The sequence below is a fragment of the Microbacterium enclense genome (assembly GCF_004022425.1).
In the GTDB taxonomy this organism is placed as follows: Bacteria; Actinomycetota; Actinomycetes; order Actinomycetales; family Microbacteriaceae; genus Microbacterium; species Microbacterium enclense_A.
Genome location: NZ_RBZY01000058.1, coordinates 1 through 18,681, shown reverse-complemented (window position 1 = coordinate 18,681; position 18,681 = coordinate 1). Strand labels below are relative to the sequence as shown.

Sequence of the window (18,681 nt, the reverse complement as noted above, 5' to 3'; positions counted from 1 at the left end):
GGACCCGCCGGCGCGGCTCGTCAGCGCAAGTCCTCCGCGAGGCGGCGGGCGCCGCGCACGGCGATGGCGACGCTCGTCAGGGTCGGGTTCATCGTGTTCGCGGTGGGGATCAGGCCGTTGCCGCCGACCAGCAGGTTCTCGAACCCCCACACGTGCGAATACGGATCGGCGACGGAGGTCGCGGGGTCGGTGCCCGCGCGCATCGTCCCCATGAAGTGCAGACTAGAGCCGTTCGGCAGCAGCCGGGGCTCGGCGATGAACGAGCCGAGCGCCGCACCCGCGCGGCGCAGGCGATCGGTCGCCTCGGCGATCTCGGCATCCTCCCGCTCGGTCAACGCGTACTCGATCGTGAAGTTCGGCAGGCCGCGGTAGTCGAGCTCGTCGTCGCGGAAGGTCACACCGTCCTCGACGCGGGGGAATTTGCGCACGCCGAAGCCCATGTTGATGTACCCCCAGCGGTTGCCCGCGGCGGGATGCGCAGGGTCGAGCGGGAAGGGCGGGGTCTCGGCGTACATGATCTGCGCCGAATACGGGTGCTCGGGCTCGGAGAACGGGATGCGGTTGACCGCCGCGACCGGGTCGGCGGGGTTCAACGCGCGGCGGTCGAGCTCGGCCTGCAGCGCGGCGTCGGACACGAGCTCGCTCATCCGCTCGCCGTCGAGCACGACGGTTCCGATGACGACGTGATGCTCGGTGAGGTATCGGCCGAGGGGAGCCGGACGGATGCCGGAGGCCCAGAGCAACTGGGGCGAGCGGAACGCGTCGGCGGCGACGACGACGGCATCCGCCGGGACGAACGCCTCCTCGTGCGTGCGCAGGTCTTCCGCCACCACGCCCCGGACGCGCGCGCCGTCGTGCTCGATGCGGCGCACGAGAGTCAGGTCGCGCAACTCGAAGCGTGCCGCGGTGTCGGTGCCCGGCTCGATCAACGGACCCAGGACCGTGTCGGTCCCGGCCCACCGCATCGTGCCGTCGGGCTGCGGATCGCCGGCGACCGGCAGCGTGCTCACGCCGTAGCCCTTGGGGAGCTCGGCACCGAACTCGCGGTCGAGCAACGTGCGGATCGCCGCGCCCACGGGCGAGTCCGAGAACGCCGCGCTCTGCTTGTGCAGCAGATCTTCGGCGGTCGAGACGAGGTCTTCCCACTCGTCGTCGGCGATGAAGTCGAGCTTCTCACTGAACGCAGGCCGCGGGATCGCGCACGTCCAGTGCGCACCCTGCCCGCCGACGTTCGTCGCGGCGGCGGCCGCCGGGAAGCTCGGCGCGTGCGCGGAGCCCTCCCCGCCGAAGTCGAGCAGGTGCGTGCCCTGACGCGCCGTGAACATGCCCTCGACGATGGTGCCGGACGGGATGCCGAGCGACTCGCGGAACTCTCCCGCCTGGGGTCCCTGCGACCGCTCGCGGGCCCGGGCCTTCTCGTCGGGGTCGGCGATGTTGCGCACGCTCTCGCCCGGACGCTCGGTGACCTGCGGACCCGCCTCGAACATGATCACGCGCGCGTGCGGAAGCGATTCCAGCAGCACACGGGCGTACGCGGCGCCGACCGGTCCGCTGCCGACGACGGCGATCGTGGGGGTTTCTGACACGGTCTCTCCTTCGAGATGAGGCGGGCTGAGAGATCAGGCGGGCTGACGGTCCGCGTCGGGAACGGCGGCGACGGGGGCGGGCGCGTCGTCGGACAGGCGTCCGCCGGGCAGCGTCAGCGCGAAGACGATTCCACAGGCGTAGACGAGCGCGAGGCCCAGGAACACCGGCGCGAAGGTGTCATGGTAGATCACCGCGACGGCGTCCTGGACGTCCGGCGACGCGGCACGGACGGCCGCGGGCGTGAGCGTGTCGGCATCCAGACCGGTGGGGAGGCTCGCGGCGACGCCGAAGCCGACCACCCCGCCGACGATCGCGGTTCCCACGGCCGAGCCCACCTGGCGCACGAGGTTGGTCGTTGCGGTGACGGCCCCGAGGTCGGAGCGGGCGGCCGCGCTCTGGACGACGGCGAAGATGAGGTTCGTGAACGAGCCGGTGCCGATGCCGACCACGGCCATCACGGCCATGGGCACCCACAGCGGCAGCCCCACGGGCAGCGCCGCCATGGTCGCCAGCCCCATGGCAGCCAGCACCGTGCCGAACACCGGGTAGAAGCGGTAGCGGCCCGACCTGCTCACGAGCCACCCCGTGAGCAGGTTGCTGACGAGCATGCCGAGCACGGTCGCGATCGGCACGAGTCCCGAGAGGGTCGCGGTCGTGCGGTAGGCCATCTGGATGTAGGTCGGCACGTAGGCGACGATCGCGAAGAGGCCCGAGCCCACGATGAGCGAGAGCCCGAGGCACGCGAGGATCGTGCGGTTGCGCAGGATCCTCGGCGGCAGGATCGGTTCGGCGGCCCGCCGCTCGATGACGACGAGGGCCAGGATGCCGACGACCACCGCCGCCGCGCACGCGAGCGCCGTCGGACGCAGGGCGTCGTCGCCGACCCAGGTCACCGCGAGCACGAGGGCCACGAGCGTGCCGGTGAAGACGACCGACCCGGGGATGTCGAAGCGCGGGTGGGCCCCGCCGGGCAGGCGCGGCACCGCGACGGCGGCGAGCGCGAACGCTGCGAAACCGATCGGGATGTTGATCCAGAACACCCACGACCAGCCCCAGAAGTCGGTGATGAGACCGCCGACGACGGGTCCGACGACGATCGCGACCGGGAAGGCGGTGCCGATGATCGCCATGTAGCGGGGCCGCTGACGGGGGCTCGTGACGCGGGCGATGATCGTCTGCGACATGAGCTGGAGCCCCGCGGACCCGAGCCCTTGCACCACGCGGGCGGCGATCAGCCAGCCGAGGTCGGGGGCGAAGCCGCACGCGAGGGACGCGACGAGGAACAGCCCGAGCGAGACGAGGAACACGCTCCGCGGGCCGACGACGTCGCCGAGTTTGCCGAGCACGGGCAGCATCACGGTGGCGGCGAGGGTGTAGCCGACCATGATCCAGCCCATGTGCTCGAGCGCGCCGAGATCGCCGGCGATCGTGGCGAGCGAGGTCGAGACCACCGTGTGGTCGAGGGCGCCGAGGAACGACACGGCGAGGAGGGCGGCGACGAGCACGCGCAGCCGCGCGGGAGAGAGAGTCATGCGAGGGGCGCCCGTACGACCGGGCGATCGACGCGACCGTGTGTGCCGCTCCGGCTCCCTCACCGGGCGAACGGACCGAAACGGCCCCGACGTCCCCGCAAGGATACCGCGACTTATGTTCGTTTTCAACATTAGTACGAGGCTGGATCGACACGCGAACGGCACCGCGCGTCTACACTCCTGGGCATGAGGTCCGAAGAGGTGCCGGCCGAGACCCGTCCGGCGTCCTCGGCCACGTCGGAGAATCATGACGCGTGAAGCACTGAGCGACAGAGCGTTGGTGTCGCGCATTCGCACCTCCATCCTCGTCATGGTCCTGAGCTTCTTCGTTCAGGGGGCCTTCCTCGCGAACGCGCTGCGATCCGGGGACGCGGGAGCGTGGATCCTCTGGGCGGTGAGTCTTGCCGTGGCGGTCTTCTTCATCACCATCGCCGGCATCCGCGTCGTCCCTCTCTCCCGCGAACACCGCCGACGGACCTGGGGGACCTGAATCGGTCAGCGCCCGAGCGGCGACCGCGCGAGGTCGGGGCGGTGCCGTGCGCGCGGACGCTCCCGCGCCCGCGGCACCGGCGGCGCTGCAACCCGCTCCCCCACGACGTTGACGATCTCGCCCACGCCCTCGATCACCATGCGCACCTCGTCGCCGGGCTCCAGCGGCCGTGGGTCGAGCGCTCCGCGGCGCCCCCACAGTTCGCCGAGGCATCCACCGTTCCCGACGGTCCCCGAGCCGAGCACGTCGCCGGGGACCACGACGGAGTTCCGCGCGGCGTACATGACCAGCTCGGGGAACGGCCAGCCCATGTTCGACACGAGGTCGGCGCCGATCAGCTCGCCGTTGACGAACAGCTCCGCCCGCACCGCGAGGAAACCGTCGGCGTCGAGGTACCCCTCGAGCTCGTCGGCCGTGACGACCCACGGCCCGAGCGTCATCGCGAAGTCCTTGCCCTTGGCCGGGCCCAGCCGCACCTTCATCTCTCGCGACTGCAGATCGCGCGCGGACCAGTCGTTCATCACGGTGTAGCCGAAGATGTGGGTCGCCGCGCCCGTGGCATCCAGGTTCTCCCCGTCCGAGCCGGGCACACCGCCGATGACGGCGGCGAGTTCGAGCTCGATGTCGAGCCGCTGCGTCTCGGGGATCGCCACGACGTCACCGGTCGCCCGCACGGTGTGCGGGTTGGTGAAGTAGAAGGTCGGGGCTTCGTACCACTCGGGCACGACCTCGCTCTTGCCGTCTACCGACGCGCTCACGCCCTCGACGTGCTCCTCGAACGCGACGAAGTCACGGATCGACGCCGGCGCGAGCGGCGCGAGCAGGCGGACGTCCGACACCGGCCGCGCTGCGGAGGGATCCCGCCGTTCGTACAGCGCCGCAGCCGCCGCGAGGCCCTGCGCGAGCACCTCGGCCACGCGCAGCCCGTCGGGGAACGGGATCACCGATTCCCCGACGACGAACCCCTCGCCGACGTCGGCGCCATCGACCCAGCGCGCGATCCTCATGCGTGCACCCGCGTCCGCAGCAGCGCTTCGGCGTTGCCACCCAGGATCGCTTCGACCGCGGCGTCGTCGAGCCCGGCGCCGCGCACGAACGCGGCCGGGTCGTCGAGCCCCATGTCGAACGGGAAGTCGCTGCCCAGCAGCACCCGGTCGGCTCCCGCGACCTCGACGAGCCACCGCAGCGCCCGCTCGTCGTGCACCACCGTGTCGAACCACAGCTTCGCGAGGTAGCTGGAGGGCGCGTGCGCGCACCCGTGAGCCTCGGGCCGCACGTTCCAGGCACGGTCCGAGCGGCCGATAGCGGTGGGCAGGTATCCGCCGCCGTGCGCCGCGACGAGCCGGAGCCCCGGATGCCGATCGAGCACGCCCGCGAAGATGAGGTGCGAGAGCGCGACGGCGTTCTCCGTCGGCTGTCCGACCGTGTTGGAGAGGTAGAACCGGTCGAGGCGCTCGTCGAGCGAGCAGCCGAAGGGGTGGAGGAACACGACGGCGCGCAGCTCTGCCGCGCGAGCCCAGAACGGCTCGAGCCGCTCGTCGCTGAGCTCCACATCGCCGGCGAAGGAGGATATCTCCACGCCCGCGAGCCCGCGCCCGAGCACGGCGTCGTCGAGCGCGTCGACGGCGAGGTGCGGGTGCTGGAGAGGCACGACGCCGAGACCGCTCAGGCGATCCGGAGCCTGCGCGACGTGCTCGGCGATGAGGCGGTTCGCCTCGCTCGAGACCCAGGTCGCGAGGCCCTCCCCCGCCCACGGGTAGAAGTGGTTCGGCGACGGACTGATCCACTGCCGGTCGACGCCCTGAGCGTCCATGGCCGCGAGCCGCGCGCCGATGTCGGTCAGGCGCGGGAACCGCTCGCCGATCATGCGCCCCGACGCCTGCAGGCTCGCCAGGCCGTTGCGTCGCAGCTCCAGCGCGGCCGCGGCCTCGACCTCCTCGGGCACCCGCCGCTCCACCTCGGCGTGCAGCCCCGGCATGAGCAGGTGGGCGTGCACGTCGACGACCCCGCTCATGCGCGGGCCGCCGTCAGCTGCGCCACACCGAACATCAGGCCGCCCATGTCGGCGTCGCGGACGCCGTCGAGCTGCCACTGCCCGAGCTGCACCGACGCGTCGACGATCGCCTTCGCCCGCGCCACACGACGCTCGTGGAACGCGTCCCACAGCGCCTGGTCCACGGCATCCCGATCCACCAGCAGCTCGCTCAGCACCGCGGCATCCTCGAGTCCCTGGGCGGCTCCCTGCGCGATCGTCGGCGGGCAGCTGTGCGCGGCGTCGCCGATCACGACGACGCGGCCGCGGTTCCACGGCGCCTCGACGAGGTGCCGCGTGAACCAGGTGTAGTTGGCATCCGCCCCCGCCTCGATGTCGGCACGGATGTGGTTCCACGGACCGTCGTAGGCGCGCGACTGCTCGACCATGATGCGCCGCGCCTCCTCGGGCGCCACGTGCGAGCGGTCCTGAGCGGCCTCCACGAGGAACGCGTACATGGTGTCGTCGCCGGTGGGCGTGTACCCCGCGATGTACATCGGGCCGCCGTAGTACAGCTCGCTGCGGTCGACGTCGGGCGGCAGCGACACAAAGGTGCGCCAGATGCCCATGCCCGTCTGCTCGGGAGAGACGTGGATGCCGATCAGCTCGCGCACCGCGGAGTGCAGGCCGTCGGCGCCGACGAGCAGGTCGAACGTGCCCGCGGACTCGCCGTCGACCTCGACCGTGACGCCGTCGTCGGTCTGCGAGAGCCCGGTGATGCGCCTCCCGAAATGCACGCGGGCACCGTGCGCCTCGGCCGCCGCGAGGAGGATGCGAGCGAGATCGGGGCGCGACATGCCCATCGTGGAGGGATAGTCGGGGCCGCCCGTCTTGAGGTCGGGAAGGGCCGCGACCACGGGGGCACCGGGGCCGGGCGCGCGGAGGTTGAGCCCCTCGAACGCCTTGCCCGCGGCGGCCACCTCGTCCCACACGCCGAGCTCGTCGAAGACGCGCAGCGCATTGCCCTGCAGCGTGATGCCCGAGCCGCGCGTCGGCAGGGCGGGCTGGGCGTCGTAGAGGTCGACCTCGACCCCGGCCCTTGCCAGGAAGATGGCGGATGCCAGGCCGGCGACGCCGGCACCGGCGATGGCGACTCGTTGGACGGCGGTCATGTCAGAACCTCTCTGTTCTGGTTCGGGGATCAGGTTTACAGCAGAGCGACCGGATTCACCGGCGACCCGACGGCGCCGGTGATCGGGAGTGGCGGCGCCGAGAGGAGGAACTCCCACCGCCCCGCGGACGCGCAGGCCTCGGCGAGCGCGTCGAGGTTCCACATCTCCCCGATCGTGAGCCCGAGGTTCGGGATCACGACCTGGTGGAGCGGCTGGAAGGCGGGCACGTCGAATTCGTTCGGACGAACCTCGAAGCCCCACGTGTCGGTGGCGATCGCGGCGATCTCGGTGCGGTGCAGCCACCCGGCGGTCGTGAGCGACAGGCCCGGCGCGGGGCCGCCGGCGTAGTCGCCCCACCCCTCGCGCGTGGCGCGGGCGAACTGTCCCGTGCGGACGAGCACGATGTCGCCGCGGCCGACGGTCACTCCCTCCGCGGCCGCGCACGCGTCGAGGTCCTCGGCGGTGATCGCGTAGCCGTCGGCGAGTTCGCCGGTCTCGGGCGCGAGGTGGCGGCCGACGTCGAGGAGCACGCCGCGCGACACGATGACGCTGGCTGCATGCTCGATGCCGGTGACGAGGTCGCCGTCACTCGTGACGACGTCGCCCGCACGGCGCCCGTTCCACGCGAATCCGTGGTCGAAGATGTGCCCGAGGCCGTCCCACTGGGTCGAGCACTGCAGGGGCATGGCGATGACGTCGTCGGCGCCGCCGATGCCGTGCGGGAAGCCCTGGTTGCCGCGTTCGGCATCCGTTCCCGTGTCGGTCATCGTGTGCACCGGGTTGGTGCGGCGGCGCCAGCCCTTCTGCGGCCCGTCGGTGTCGAAGCGCTGCGAGAGCGAGATCGAGCGTCCCTCGCGCACGAGCGCGGCGGCCTCGCGACGCTTCCCGGCGTCGATGAAGTTGAGCGTGCCGAGCACGTCGTCCTCTCCCCACCGTCCCCAGTTCCGGTACGCCTCGGCCCGCGCGGCGATCTCGGCCTCGGGGTTCTGCCGGTCGAGGTCGCCGGGGTTCTCCGAGGGCCCGCTCACGCGTTCTCCTCCGCGACGCACCGCACGACCTGCGTGCCGAGCGCGCCGATGGTCCCCGTCATGACGTCGCCGTCGCGCAGGAACCTCTTCCAGTGCTGCCCGTTTCCGGCCGGGCTGCCGGTGAGGAGCAGGTCGCCGGGGAGGAGCGGATGGGTCTGCGATGCCGCCGAGATCAGCGCCGGCACGTCGAACAGGAGGTCGGAGGTGTTGGCATCCTGCATCACCTGTCCGTTGAGTTCGAGACGCACCGGGGTGTCGGCGGGGTCGACGAACGCGGCAGGCACGAGGAGCGGACCCGTCGGGAGGAACCCCGGCGCGTTCTTGGCCCGGTACCAGTCGGTGCCGATCTCCTTCATGTCCCTGCGGAACACGAGGTCGCGCGTGGTGATGTCGTTGACGATCGTGTACCCGGCGACGTGGTCGAGCGCGTCCTCGCGCGAGACGCGGAACGCCTCGCGCCCGATCACGACGGCGAGCTCGAGCTCCCAGTCGTGCACGTCGCTGTAGCCCGGGAGCACGAGCGGCACGTCGTCGCCGACGACGCAGGCGGTCAGTCCGATGAAGAAGTACGGCTCGCCGCTGCGGGCCCGCTCGTCCATCATGTCGGCCGCGAACGCGCGCGCCTCCTCCGGCGTGCGGTCGGTGTTCTGCGTCAGGCCCGCCGCCACCAGCTCGATGACGTGCTGGCGGTAGTTGGCGCCGGTCTGCAGCACCTGCCGCGGCTCGACGGGCGCCGTGAGGGTGACCTCCGACAGCGGATGCCACTCCCCCGGCGCCTCGACGAGCACGGCGATCCGCTCCCAGTCGGGGGCGGCCAGGAAGTCGTTCAGGCCGCCGCCGAGCTCCTCCGCGCCGAGGGGACGGATGCGGTCGCCGGCCACGAGGCCGACGTACACGGCATCCCCCCGGCGGAAGCGCGCGAGAGCGTAGGGGGCGGTCGCCACCATCAACCCCGGCCCTGGATCGCGTAGGGGTTCAGCAGCGCGTCCTTGATCTCGTCGGGCACGCCCTCCTCGGTGGCGCTGGGGCCGTCGGCGGGCGGGAACGACTCGGTCATCGACATGGGCATGGCACCGTTGCGGTACATGTTGTTCGACCCGAGCGACGGCTTCCAGGTGTTCGCCTCCCAGTCGGGGACGTAGTTGCGGTAGCCGCCGGTGTTGAGCTCGATGCGCAGCGTCGAGGGCTCGCGGTAATAGAGGAAAGTCTGCTCGCCGATGCCGTGGATGTTGGGGCCGTACTCGATCGGGATGCCGTTCTCCATGAGGGTGTCGGCGGCGATGAGCAGTTCCTCGCGGGTGTCGACCCAGAAGGCGTAGTGGTTGATGCGGCCGGCGCGGGTCGAGCCGTCGAGGACGACGCCGAGGTCGTGCGACTTCTCGTTCGTCGTCAGCACCGAGAACACCGAGATGGGCGCTTCGTCCAGGACCGTGCGGGCCATGAACCGGAAGCCGAGCGTGTCGACGTACCACTGCACGAACGCGTCGACGTCCTTGGTGGCGACGGTGACGTGGTCGAGCTGGCGGGGTGCGCCGGCGACGGAGCTGCGCTTCTCGGGACGGTCGGGGAAGATCGACGCGGTGTGCGGCTCGGGACGGTGGCGCTCGACATCCCAGTGCAGCGTCATGTTGTGGCCGAACGGGCCGGTGAAGCGGTAGGCGCGGCCGATGCCGCGACCCTCGAACCACTCGCCCTGGATGCCGGTCGCCTCGACGCGCTTCGCGGCCTCTTCGAGCGCCTCGGCCGACGACGTCCGCCAGGCCATGGTCTCGAGCGCGGGCTCGTCGCCGCGGACCACCACGACGGAGTACGAGTAGTAGTCGCCCCAGCAGCGCAGGTATACGCGGTCGTCCTCGCGTGCGACCTCGGTCAGACCCACCTGGTTGACGTAGAAGTCCACCGAGGCATCGACATCGGGCGTCGTGATCGCAACGAAGGACAGGTGCGAGAGAAGCTTGATCATCTTCGATCCTTTCGGTGAATCGGGCCGTTCCGACTCTCCTTCCACTATCCGATTGACCTCGGTATCAGGGAAGCCGATCCTGTGGATGCCAAGTATCGACGCGGCTTATTCCGGACCGAGGATGCGATCGTCATGAGCGAGCTCGTCGAGATCCGCCGGCCGCACACCGGCGCGGACGGCATCCCGGAGCCGACGCAGCGCCACGCGCTCGGCCGACTCCCGCCGCGGAGCGGCCAGACGGCGCCCGTCGACGTCGTCGCCTGCGACCTCGATCATGGCCGCGGAATCGGCCCGCACCTCCACGCGGTGCGAGCCGAGCGCGATCGCGGTCAGCGTGTCGCCCACGCCTGACCCGCCCACCGTGCGCGTCACGCTCACACCGAGGTCGCCCTGCGCGAGCGCGAGGATGTCGGCCGTGGGCGTTTCGGCCTGCGCGAGGAGTTCCAGCGGCCCGCCGGCCAGCACCCTCGCCCAGCCCACGGCGTCGCGCAGCAGCGGGGCCGCCTCCGACGGCGCCCCCCACGCGTCGACCACGACGTGCGCCGTGGACACGGCCGCGACGGTCGCGACGACATCGGCGCGCAGCCGTCGACGGGACACGATGATCGGGACACCGAGCGCGCGAAGGCGCTCGTGCGCGGAGGCGGGAGCAGGCTGCGGCTCGTCCACCACGACCCCGACGGCGTCGATCAATCGTTCGAGCCGGTCCCACCAGGCACCGCGGCCGTCCACGATGCGCAGGATGCCGGCCTCCTCGGCATCCGCGAGACGCACGAGGGGGGCGAGTTCGGCGATCGCTGCGCGGTACGGGGCGAGGTCGGTCGCCACCGGCATCGCGCTCACGCGACCATCCCCGCCCGCACCGCGGCGGCGGCGCCGTCGGCCACGGCGATGACGAACGCGGCGTCCGCGCGCAACTCGTCGTACTCCATGGCGGTCTCGCCGCGCAGCAAGGCCGCGAGCGCCCGCCATTCCGCGTCGTAGCCGTTGCGCCGGTCGATCGGATAGACGGTCTGGATGCCGCGCCCGTCGCGGACGGTCGTGCGGGCGCTGCCCGTGTGCACGAACGGCGGGGGGAACTCGACGTCGATGCGGGCGCCGTCGGTCGCGATGGTGACGCGCCAGAGCGAGTCCGCGCCCTCGGGCGCCATGACGGCCGTGAACCGGACGAGTGCGTGGGGGGAACGAAGCGCGAGGTCGAATCCGATCGGGGCGATCGGCCGCGCCCACACCACCTCGACGGCATCCGGGACCAGGTCGCGGACGAGCGGCAGATCGTGCACCGCCAGCCCGACCACCAGCTGCCGCACGATGCGGGCGCTGAGCTCGCGATCGTGAGGATCGATCGGCGGGCGCGCAGGCCCGGGGGCCGCGGGGAGGGGGGCGCCGGTGACGAGCTCGTGGTACCGGCCGTTCGGCGCGAGCGAGAGGGTGACCGCGACCGACCGGACGCGGTCGCGCTCGGCGTGCAGATGGTGCGTCGCTCGCGACCAAGCGGGATCGAAAAGGTGGTTCGTGCCGACGACGAGCAAGGCTCCCGCGGCGGCGCACTCGGACACGATCGCCTCGGCATCGGCGAGCGTCGTCGCGAGCGGCTTCTCGCAAAAGATGGTGCGCCGACCGGCCGCGAGGCTCGCGCGCACGTGCGCGGCGTGGTGATCGGGCGGACTGCAGACGGCCACGACGTCGACGTCGGGGTCGGCCAGGAGGTCGTCGACGCCGGTCGAGGAGCGCGCGCCGAAGCGCTCGGCGATCGTCGCGGCCCGCCCGCTCCCGCTGTCGCTCACGTGCACCAGTCGGAAGTCGCCGGCGGTACGGGCGAGGGTGGGGGCGTGCAGAGCCGCGACGCCGGGACCCGCCCCGATGATGCCCACGCCCCAGGTCATGTCGCTCCTTTGCGCCACTTCAGCATGAATGTTGCTGAAGTTCGAGACTAATGAACCATAGATGACGCGAAACCGGGAGCGGGAAGCGTCCCCTGTGTGAAGATCGAGCATGGCCAACGTCTCCACCCTTCGCTTCGGCGCACAGACCGACGAGGTCACGAGCCTGCTGCGGATCGTGAACATGGTCCGTCTCGGCGAGGCGGTGACGCGCCCCGAGATCGGTCGTGTCACCGGTCTCGGCCGCGGCGTCGTCAGCCAGCGGGTGGACCGCGCCGTCGAGATGGGCTTCCTCGAGGATGCCGAGTACGCGCCGTCGTCGGGCGGCCGCGCCCCCCGCACCATCCGCTTCCGCTCCGAGCGCGGGCGGATCGTCGTGTGCGCGCTCGGCGGCCTCCACATCCATGTCGGTGTCACCGACCTCGACGGCGAGATCCGCGCGGAGGCGCACCGCGTGTGGGATATCGCGAGCGGACCCGACGAGACCCTGGCGGTCGCGACGGCGATGGTCGACGAGTTGCTCGAGAGCGACGGGAACCCCTCGGTCTGGGCCGTGGTCGTGGGCCTCCCCGGTCCCGTCGATTTCGAGACCGGCCGCCCCGTCGCTCCGCCGATCATGCCCGGGTGGAACAACTTCGACGTCCGCTCCCGCTTCGAGGACCGCTACTCCGCTCCTGTCTGGGTCGACAACGACGTCAACATCCTGGCCGCTGGTGAGCGCGCGCGCCGGCGCGACGACAACCCCGACCTGATCTATTGCAAGATCGGCACCGGCATCGGCGCCGGACTCGTGTCGCACGGACGCGTGCACCGCGGGGCGAACGGTGCCGCGGGCGACATGGGTCACGTCCGGGTCCCGGGGTCGCAGCACCAGTGCCGGTGCGGGAAGATCGGATGCCTCGAAGCCGTCGCCGGCGGGTGGGCCCTCGTGCGCGACGCCCGCGAGGCGGTCGCGGCGGGCGGTACCGGCGCGCTCGCCGACATCATCGCCTCGGGCGCCGAGCTCGCCCCCGAAGACGTCTCGCGAGCCGCCGAGCGGGGCGACGCCTTGGCGATCTCGCTCGTCCAGGCCTCGGCGCGACAGATCGGCGAGGCCGTCGCGGCCCTCGTGAACATGTTCAACCCGAGCGTCATCGTCGTCGGCGGAGCCGTGGCCGCGGCGGGCGAGCTCTTCCTCGCCGAGGTGCGACACCGCGTCTACGAGCTCTCGCTCCCGCTCGCGACCCGCGACCTCTCGATCGTGACGAGCGTGAACGACCGGCGCGAGCCGCTGCGGGGCGGCGTCGACCTCGCGCGCGAGCAGCTGTTCGAAGCGACCTTCCCCCGGTGGTTCGCCGAGGGACGCCCGATGCTCGCGGCGATTCGCGGCTGACGCCCCGCGTCCGAGCCGGGCGGGCAGGACGCCCCATCGTCTTACGCCGACGGCAAGGGCGCATGCGGGGGAGAACTCGGAAGCCCCGTCGCGGCGGGGCCTTCCGTTGCACGGGCACCCGCGCCGAGGGCGGTGTCATCGGGTTCCCATCGCAGCAGGTCGCCGGGCTGACAGTCGAGAGCGCTGCACAGTGCGTCGAGCGTCGAGAAGCGCACCGCTTTCGCCCGGCCGTTCTTCAAGACCGCGACGTTGGCGGGCGTGATGTTGATCCGTTGCGCCAGCTCGCCCACGCTCATCTTGCGGCGGGCGAGCATCACGTCGATGTCGATGACGATGGGCATCTCAGATCACTTCCCCGAGTTCGCCGCGGAGACTGAGGATCTCTCCCTCGCTGGCGATCGCCTGCCTAAGGAGCCCCCGCAGAACGACGACGAGCAGGCACGCACCACCCATGACGACCGCGGCACCGCAGATGAGACCCACGACCCCGGGAGCGATTTCCCCCGGCGCCAGGATGATCCCGATAGCCGCGAGGACGATGGCAACGGTGGCCAGCGACCACGCGATCACATCCACCTCGCGGAAGGATGTCTCGGCGAACACCACTCCCCTCCGGGTCTTCGACAACAGGCGCCACACGCAGACCCCGCAGACTTGCAACGCGATCACACCGACGGCCAGCAACCCGACGAAGACAGCGGGCAGAACCGGCGTCGTACCTTCCAGATCGCGATAGACCGCGGGCAGGATCATCCCCTCGACGAGGATCGAACCCGCCAGCGCCAACGCGATGGCGGCTTGGGCCGCGCGGGTCATCATGACGTTCATATCGATCCCATCTGCCGAAACTCGACAAGAATCTATCGAGTATCGATAGAAGATGCGAGCGACCGACAACGCGAACTTGAGAACTTCTTCCTGTTTCGAACATTAGTCGGTAGGTTCTGGACTCATGGTCCTGACCGCGCTGCGCGACGACGCGCTGCACGCCCTTCCCGACGGGTACGCCCTCCGGCTGTCCCTGCCCTGGATCCGCTCGCTTCCCCTCGGGGGTCTCGTCGAGCCCGAGGTGCGAATCGACGGGCGCCCCGCCCCGGCAACGGTCGTGCTCGGCGATCGCCGGATCGACCCCGCCGATCTCGACGCCGAGACCGTCTGGTGGCATATACAGGACCGCGTCGCGCTTCACGTGACGGATGCCGCGAGCCCTGGCATCCACGAGGTGTCGGTGTCGTTCGGTCTCGAAGTGCCCTACCTGGAGGGCGGAACGGACGGGCCCCTGCGCCTGCCCTTCTTCTTCACCCGCGCGCTGGACACCGAGACCCCGACGACGGGCGTCTCGCGCGACGTCGGGAGCCCCGCGTGAGCGGCCTGCCCGCGGGCTGGACGTTCTCGGCGAGCGCGTTCAACATCACGCCCGAGGTCGTGCGCGCCGAGCGCACGGCCCCCGACCTCGCCCTGACGCTGGTCGAACGCGGCCTCGCCTCCGCGATCGAGGTGGAGCTCGGGCAGCTGTGGCGCGGCTACCCGGCGGCCACGCTCGACGAGGCCCGCGCCCTGCGCGAGCGCCTCGACGCGGTCGGCGGACGCGTGAGCATCGTCGGCGTGAGCATCGACGAGTGGGACGGGCATCGGCGCCGGGACGACGACGAACGGCTCGCCTTCCTGGAGCCGCAGCTGCGCACCTCCGCCGCCCTCGGCGCGCACGGTGTCCGTCTTCCGATCGGCCAGGCGGGCGCGCTGCTGGAGCGCGCGCTGCCGCTGCTCGAGGAGCTCGACCTCGTACTGTTCGAGGAGGCGCAGGGGCACCAGACTCCCGCCGCGTCACCCGAGGCCTACGCCCGGATCGCCGAGATCGACAGCCTGCACGTCCGCCTGCTGCTCGACATCAGCATGCTCATGCCCGCGCTCCCCGTGACGTATCTCGAGGAGCTCGCGCGCGGTGGCGTCGACCCGACGCTCGTGGCGCTGCTCCGAGACCGGTGGCGGGAGCCCGAGACCCACGGCGCGGTCATCGACCACCTGCGGTCGGGGCGTGTCCCGGGGCAGGTGCACACGCTGTACATGAACCTGCTCGTGCGGTTCGGGCGCTCCGACATCGCCGACGTGGCATCCGTCCTGCCCCTCCTGGGCGCGGTGCACCTGAAGTTCTGGGATCTCGATGATTCCGACGACCGACTTTCCGACCCCCTTCGCGACGTGGGCACCGCCCTCGGCGCGACGGGCTTCACCGGCACGCTCTGCAGCGAGTGGGGCGGCCAGGAGTGGCTCGACGACGATCCGTGGGAGATGACCTCGCGTCATCTTGCGCTGGCCGCCGCTCTCCTCTCCGACCGTCCCCCATCCGCATCCCTCCAGAGAGCGAGCACCCCATGACCGACCGACCCCCCATCAAGTGGAGTTACATGGACCACTGGCGGGCCCAGGGTCCCGCCGGACCCTACGACCAATGGCAGTCGCGGCTGGCGATGAAGCGGTTCCTGCAGCAGGTGGCCGCCGTCGGCTTCGACGCGATCGACACCTTCGACTTCCGCATCTGGCAGATCTTCGAGCAGTACGGGTCGGTGGCCAACTACCAGGAGTTCGTGCAGGAGCAGGGCCTCGAGCGCATCGTCAACACCTTCCACGGCGTGTACTACACCCCCGACCGCTACGCGCCGGAGGTCCCGGCGACGCACGCGACGATCCTGGAGGACTTCCAGCGGACGATGGACATGTGGTCCGGCATCCAGCTCGACAACATCATCGTGATGCCCGGATCCCGCTACTTCGACGAGGCCGGCGTGCCCGATGACGGGCTCAAGCACGCCGCCGACGTGTGGGGCAAGGTGGGCGAGCTCACGCAGCAGTACGGCGTCAACCTCACGTGCCACCACGAGTTCTACGCCGGCATCCGCACGCGCGACCAGATCGACCGGTTCTACTCGTACGCCGACCCGCGCTACGTGAAGTTCTTCGTCGACACCGCCCAGCACTGCATCGCCGACGTCGACCCGGTCGCCGTGTACGAGAAGCACCACGAGCGCGTCACGGGCTTCCACTTCAAAGACACCCGCTTCAAGGACACCAACGAGGACTACCGCATGTTCCCGGATGCCGAGGTCTCGGCGAAGACGACCGAGAAGTGGTTCTACGAGATGGGCACCGATGAGGGGCTCGTCGACTTCGAGGCGATGATGCGGTCGGTCCGCGACAACGGGTACACCGGCTGGATCAGCGTCGAACACGACAAGGCCGACAAGCTCGGCGGCGACTACGCCGAGAGCACCGCGATCTCCCGCTGGTATGCGAAGAACGTCCTCGACGGCATCTACAACGAGGAAGTCGCGCGATGAGCGACGTGCGCTGGGCCTACGCCCTCAACCAGTGGGACACGAACATCGACTCGTTCGTGCGCAAACGCGAGCACGAGCGCGCGTTCAAGACCGTGTCGATCAGCGGCTTCTCGGGTGTCGAGCTCACCGCCGTGAGCTTCGGCGCGTGGGAGCCGCTCGGGACGCCGCAGCAGATCGCCGACCTGTACGGCTCCCTCGAAGGGTTCCGCGAGGTGCTGTCCGCGTGCGCGCTCGAGGCCGTGAGCAGCTACGTGTACGACCCCTCCGTGGGGTTCGAGGTCGAGATGGGACGCGGGCCCGACCCGCTGGACCCGGCATCGGTGGATCAGATCGTGCGCACCGCCCGGTGGTTCGCGGACGCGCTCCGCCGCCTCGGCGGAAGCGTGCTCGTCGTGCGCGCGGCGCCGTCGGCGTGGCAGACCGGAGAACTCTCCGACGAGCAGATCCGCGTGCTCGCCGACCTGTGGAACGCCGTGGGTGAGGCGATCGCGGCCGACGGCATCGCCCTGGGCCTGCACGTCGACTTCCTCTCCGCGCTGCGCCTGGGAGATGGCATCCATCGGCTGCTCGCCGCGACCGACCCCGCGAAAGTGGGTCTCGCGATCGACACCGCCGAGTACGCGATCGCGGGCATCGACCCCGTCGCGCTGTACCGGCGGTTTGCGGACCGCGTGGTGCACGTGCAGCTGAAGGACGCGCGCGAGACGGTGGACGACGAGGAGGCGTCGACCCCGCACGCCGAGCAGTTCATCCGCACCGAGGGCGGGGCGCGCAAGATCCTGCGTTGGTTCTACGAGCCGAGCGACGAGCGCGCGCTGGTCGACTTCGAGGGCTTCGTCGGCGCCCTGGCCGAGCACGGCTACCGGGGCTGGATCGTCGTCGAGTCCGACCAGAGCCCGCACCCCGCCGAGAGCACGATGGTCGCGGGCTGGTACGTGCAGAAGGTGCTGCAGCCTCTGTTGGGCTGAGGTTCGTCGTTTCGGGTGACACGCGGGGGCGCGCGGTGCCGTCGGCGACGTCGCGAAAGCAGGGGATTCGACGAGAACAGGCCGATCGATGCCGAAACGGCCCTGTTCTCGTCGCATCCCCTGCTTTCGTCGCGTGCCTGTTCTCGGCGCAGGGCGCCCGACGCCCGGCGCGCACGCGCGGGGGGCCCGGCGCCCGGCGGGCAGGCGCGGGGGGAAGGGTCAGGGGCGGGCGGCAGCCCTTCCTCCCCAGCAGGTCGGGTTCGCGAGTTGTCCACGGAACGCTCTCGGAACCGGGGCGGATGTCGGAGGTCGTCGCTAGCATGCACACATGTCTTCCGCAGAGTTCTCAGCACCACCCGACGACGGGGCCGGCGCCCTGTCCGCGGTGCTGATCGAGGTGCTCGCGGCGGAGTCCGCCGTCGCCGCCGCCGAGGCACGGCGCACTCGGGCGTTGGCCCGAGCGGGGCACCTGGCTCTGCACGAGATGGCGGGGCAACGGGCGTCGTCTCGCGCGTCGGAGCTGGCGATGCGCGAGGTGGCGTCGGAGCTCGCCGCGGCGACACATCTCTCGGATCGCACCGTGCAGGCGCAGATCTCTCGCGCCATGGTCCTCACCGACCATCTCCCGGCGACCCTCGACGCGTGGGAAGCGGGGGAACTCTCGCGGTTGCACGCGCACGCGATCATGGATGCCGCGACGACGCTGCCCGTGGAGCGGCGGGCGGAGTTCGACCTGCTCGCCGTCGCCACCGCCGAGGGGGTAAGCCCGGGTCGGCTGCGCTCCCGCCTCGCGATGCTTGCGGAAAGCGTGCAGCCGACGACTTTGACCGAGCGGCACCGCGCCGGTCGAGCGCGGCGCGGGGTGCGGGTGGTGCCCGGCGAGAACGGCATGTCCGACCTCATCGCCACCCTTCCCACCGTGCTGGCCGTCGCGGTGCTCGATCGACTCACCCAGCAGGCTCGCGCGATCATCGACGCGCGCGAAGAGCGGTCGGCGACGACGAACGCCGATGTCCGCGCCGGCGACTGCCCCCCGCTGCCGGCGGTCGACGGCCCCACCTCCGCGTCGCCCGCCGTTCCGATCGAACCCGACACGCGGACGATGGATCACGTGCGGGCCGACGTGTTGGCAGACCTGCTGCTGACCGCCGCTCCCGACGCCGACCCGACCCGCACCGATGACGGCGTGGGGACGCTCGGCGCGATCCGCGCGCGGGTCCAGGTCGTCGTTCCCGCACTGACGATGCTCAGGCCCGAGAGGGAGAACGCGAACCCCGCGGAACTCGTCGGCCACGCCCCCATCGACGCAGACACCGCTCGACGGCTCGCGCACGCGACGCGCGTTCCGTGGGACCGGGTCATCACCCACCCCGTCACCG

The 18,681-nt window shown here is 71.1% G+C and carries 19 protein-coding genes; 7 read left to right on the top strand and 12 right to left on the bottom strand.

Annotation, left to right across the window (positions count from 1 at the left end; translation table 11 throughout):
• Positions 1 to 20: 20 nt before the first annotated feature.
• Complete coding sequence (locus D8Y23_RS13730) at positions 21 to 1,586, bottom strand: GMC oxidoreductase (RefSeq protein WP_128218662.1); 1,566 nt, start codon at positions 1,584 to 1,586, stop codon at positions 21 to 23.
• Positions 1,587 to 1,619: 33 nt separating this feature from the next.
• Positions 1,620 to 3,119 (bottom strand): MDR family MFS transporter, encoded by a 1,500-nt coding sequence (locus tag D8Y23_RS13725; RefSeq protein ID WP_128218661.1) that lies wholly within the window; start codon positions 3,117 to 3,119, stop codon positions 1,620 to 1,622.
• A 247-nt stretch (positions 3,120 to 3,366) separates the two neighbouring features.
• Here D8Y23_RS13725 and D8Y23_RS13720 point away from each other — a divergent pair, with 247 nt between their 5' ends.
• On the top strand, positions 3,367 to 3,609 hold the full coding sequence (locus D8Y23_RS13720; RefSeq protein ID WP_164878246.1) for a hypothetical protein: 243 nt from the start codon (positions 3,367 to 3,369) through the stop codon (positions 3,607 to 3,609).
• A gap of 5 nt (positions 3,610 to 3,614) precedes the next feature.
• On the opposite strand, the gene D8Y23_RS13715 is transcribed toward D8Y23_RS13720, so the two are convergent.
• The 8 genes from D8Y23_RS13715 to D8Y23_RS13680 all read right to left on the bottom strand — a co-directional run bounded on the left by D8Y23_RS13715 (position 3,615) and on the right by D8Y23_RS13680 (position 11,630).
• Complete coding sequence (locus tag D8Y23_RS13715; protein WP_128218659.1) at positions 3,615 to 4,616, bottom strand: fumarylacetoacetate hydrolase family protein; 1,002 nt, start codon at positions 4,614 to 4,616, stop codon at positions 3,615 to 3,617.
• Positions 4,613 to 5,623, bottom strand: coding sequence for an amidohydrolase family protein (locus D8Y23_RS13710; protein WP_128218658.1), 1,011 nt, complete (start codon positions 5,621 to 5,623; stop codon positions 4,613 to 4,615). The genes D8Y23_RS13715 and D8Y23_RS13710 overlap by 4 nt, the downstream gene beginning before the upstream one ends.
• A complete protein-coding gene (locus D8Y23_RS13705; protein WP_128218657.1) occupies positions 5,620 to 6,753 on the bottom strand; it encodes an FAD-dependent monooxygenase in 1,134 nt (377 codons plus the stop codon). The genes D8Y23_RS13710 and D8Y23_RS13705 overlap by 4 nt, the downstream gene beginning before the upstream one ends.
• Before the next feature lie 35 nt (positions 6,754 to 6,788).
• Positions 6,789 to 7,781, bottom strand: coding sequence for a cyclase family protein (locus tag D8Y23_RS13700; protein ID WP_128218656.1), 993 nt, complete (start codon positions 7,779 to 7,781; stop codon positions 6,789 to 6,791).
• Positions 7,778 to 8,728: a fumarylacetoacetate hydrolase family protein gene (locus tag D8Y23_RS13695; RefSeq protein WP_128218655.1), complete on the bottom strand. Its 951-nt coding sequence runs from the start codon at positions 8,726 to 8,728 to the stop codon at positions 7,778 to 7,780. The genes D8Y23_RS13700 and D8Y23_RS13695 overlap by 4 nt, the downstream gene beginning before the upstream one ends.
• Entirely contained in the window at positions 8,728 to 9,744 is a 1,017-nt protein-coding gene (locus D8Y23_RS13690; RefSeq protein ID WP_128218654.1) for a VOC family protein, read from the bottom strand. Before D8Y23_RS13690 ends, D8Y23_RS13695 begins: the two co-directional genes overlap by 1 nt.
• Positions 9,745 to 9,849: 105 nt before the next feature.
• A complete protein-coding gene (locus tag D8Y23_RS13685; RefSeq protein ID WP_128218653.1) occupies positions 9,850 to 10,587 on the bottom strand; it encodes a hypothetical protein in 738 nt (245 codons plus the stop codon).
• Positions 10,584 to 11,630, bottom strand: a complete 1,047-nt coding sequence (locus D8Y23_RS13680; protein ID WP_128218652.1) for a Gfo/Idh/MocA family protein — start codon at positions 11,628 to 11,630, stop codon at positions 10,584 to 10,586. Before D8Y23_RS13680 ends, D8Y23_RS13685 begins: the two co-directional genes overlap by 4 nt.
• 109 nt (positions 11,631 to 11,739) lie before the next feature.
• On the opposite strand from D8Y23_RS13680, the gene D8Y23_RS13675 reads away from it, so the two are divergent.
• Complete coding sequence (locus D8Y23_RS13675) at positions 11,740 to 12,999, top strand: ROK family protein (RefSeq protein WP_128218651.1); 1,260 nt, start codon at positions 11,740 to 11,742, stop codon at positions 12,997 to 12,999.
• 41 nt (positions 13,000 to 13,040) lie between these two features.
• On the opposite strand, the gene D8Y23_RS13670 is transcribed toward D8Y23_RS13675, so the two are convergent.
• Positions 13,041 to 13,340 carry a helix-turn-helix domain-containing protein gene (locus D8Y23_RS13670; RefSeq protein WP_128218650.1) on the bottom strand — a complete coding sequence of 100 codons (300 nt, stop codon included), beginning with the start codon at positions 13,338 to 13,340 and terminating at the stop codon, positions 13,041 to 13,043.
• 1 nt (position 13,341) lies between these two features.
• Positions 13,342 to 13,827: a DUF2975 domain-containing protein gene (locus tag D8Y23_RS13665; protein ID WP_128218649.1), complete on the bottom strand. Its 486-nt coding sequence runs from the start codon at positions 13,825 to 13,827 to the stop codon at positions 13,342 to 13,344.
• Between the two features lie 124 nt (positions 13,828 to 13,951).
• On the opposite strand from D8Y23_RS13665, the gene D8Y23_RS13660 reads away from it, so the two are divergent.
• From D8Y23_RS13660 to D8Y23_RS13640, 5 genes are all read left to right on the top strand, one after another.
• A complete protein-coding gene (locus D8Y23_RS13660; RefSeq protein WP_128218648.1) occupies positions 13,952 to 14,365 on the top strand; it encodes a hypothetical protein in 414 nt (137 codons plus the stop codon).
• The gene (locus tag D8Y23_RS13655) at positions 14,362 to 15,375 is read left to right on the top strand and encodes a restriction endonuclease subunit R (RefSeq protein WP_128218647.1); all 1,014 of its coding nucleotides are present in this window, start codon (positions 14,362 to 14,364) and stop codon (positions 15,373 to 15,375) included. Before D8Y23_RS13660 ends, D8Y23_RS13655 begins: the two co-directional genes overlap by 4 nt.
• The gene (locus tag D8Y23_RS13650; RefSeq protein ID WP_128218646.1) at positions 15,372 to 16,334 is read left to right on the top strand and encodes a sugar phosphate isomerase/epimerase family protein; all 963 of its coding nucleotides are present in this window, start codon (positions 15,372 to 15,374) and stop codon (positions 16,332 to 16,334) included. Before D8Y23_RS13655 ends, D8Y23_RS13650 begins: the two co-directional genes overlap by 4 nt.
• Positions 16,331 to 17,302, top strand: coding sequence for a sugar phosphate isomerase/epimerase family protein (locus tag D8Y23_RS13645; protein WP_128218645.1), 972 nt, complete (start codon positions 16,331 to 16,333; stop codon positions 17,300 to 17,302). Before D8Y23_RS13650 ends, D8Y23_RS13645 begins: the two co-directional genes overlap by 4 nt.
• Before the next feature lie 328 nt (positions 17,303 to 17,630).
• On the top strand, positions 17,631 to 18,681 hold a 1,051-nt coding region (locus D8Y23_RS13640; protein WP_128218644.1), incomplete at its 3' end, for a DUF222 domain-containing protein.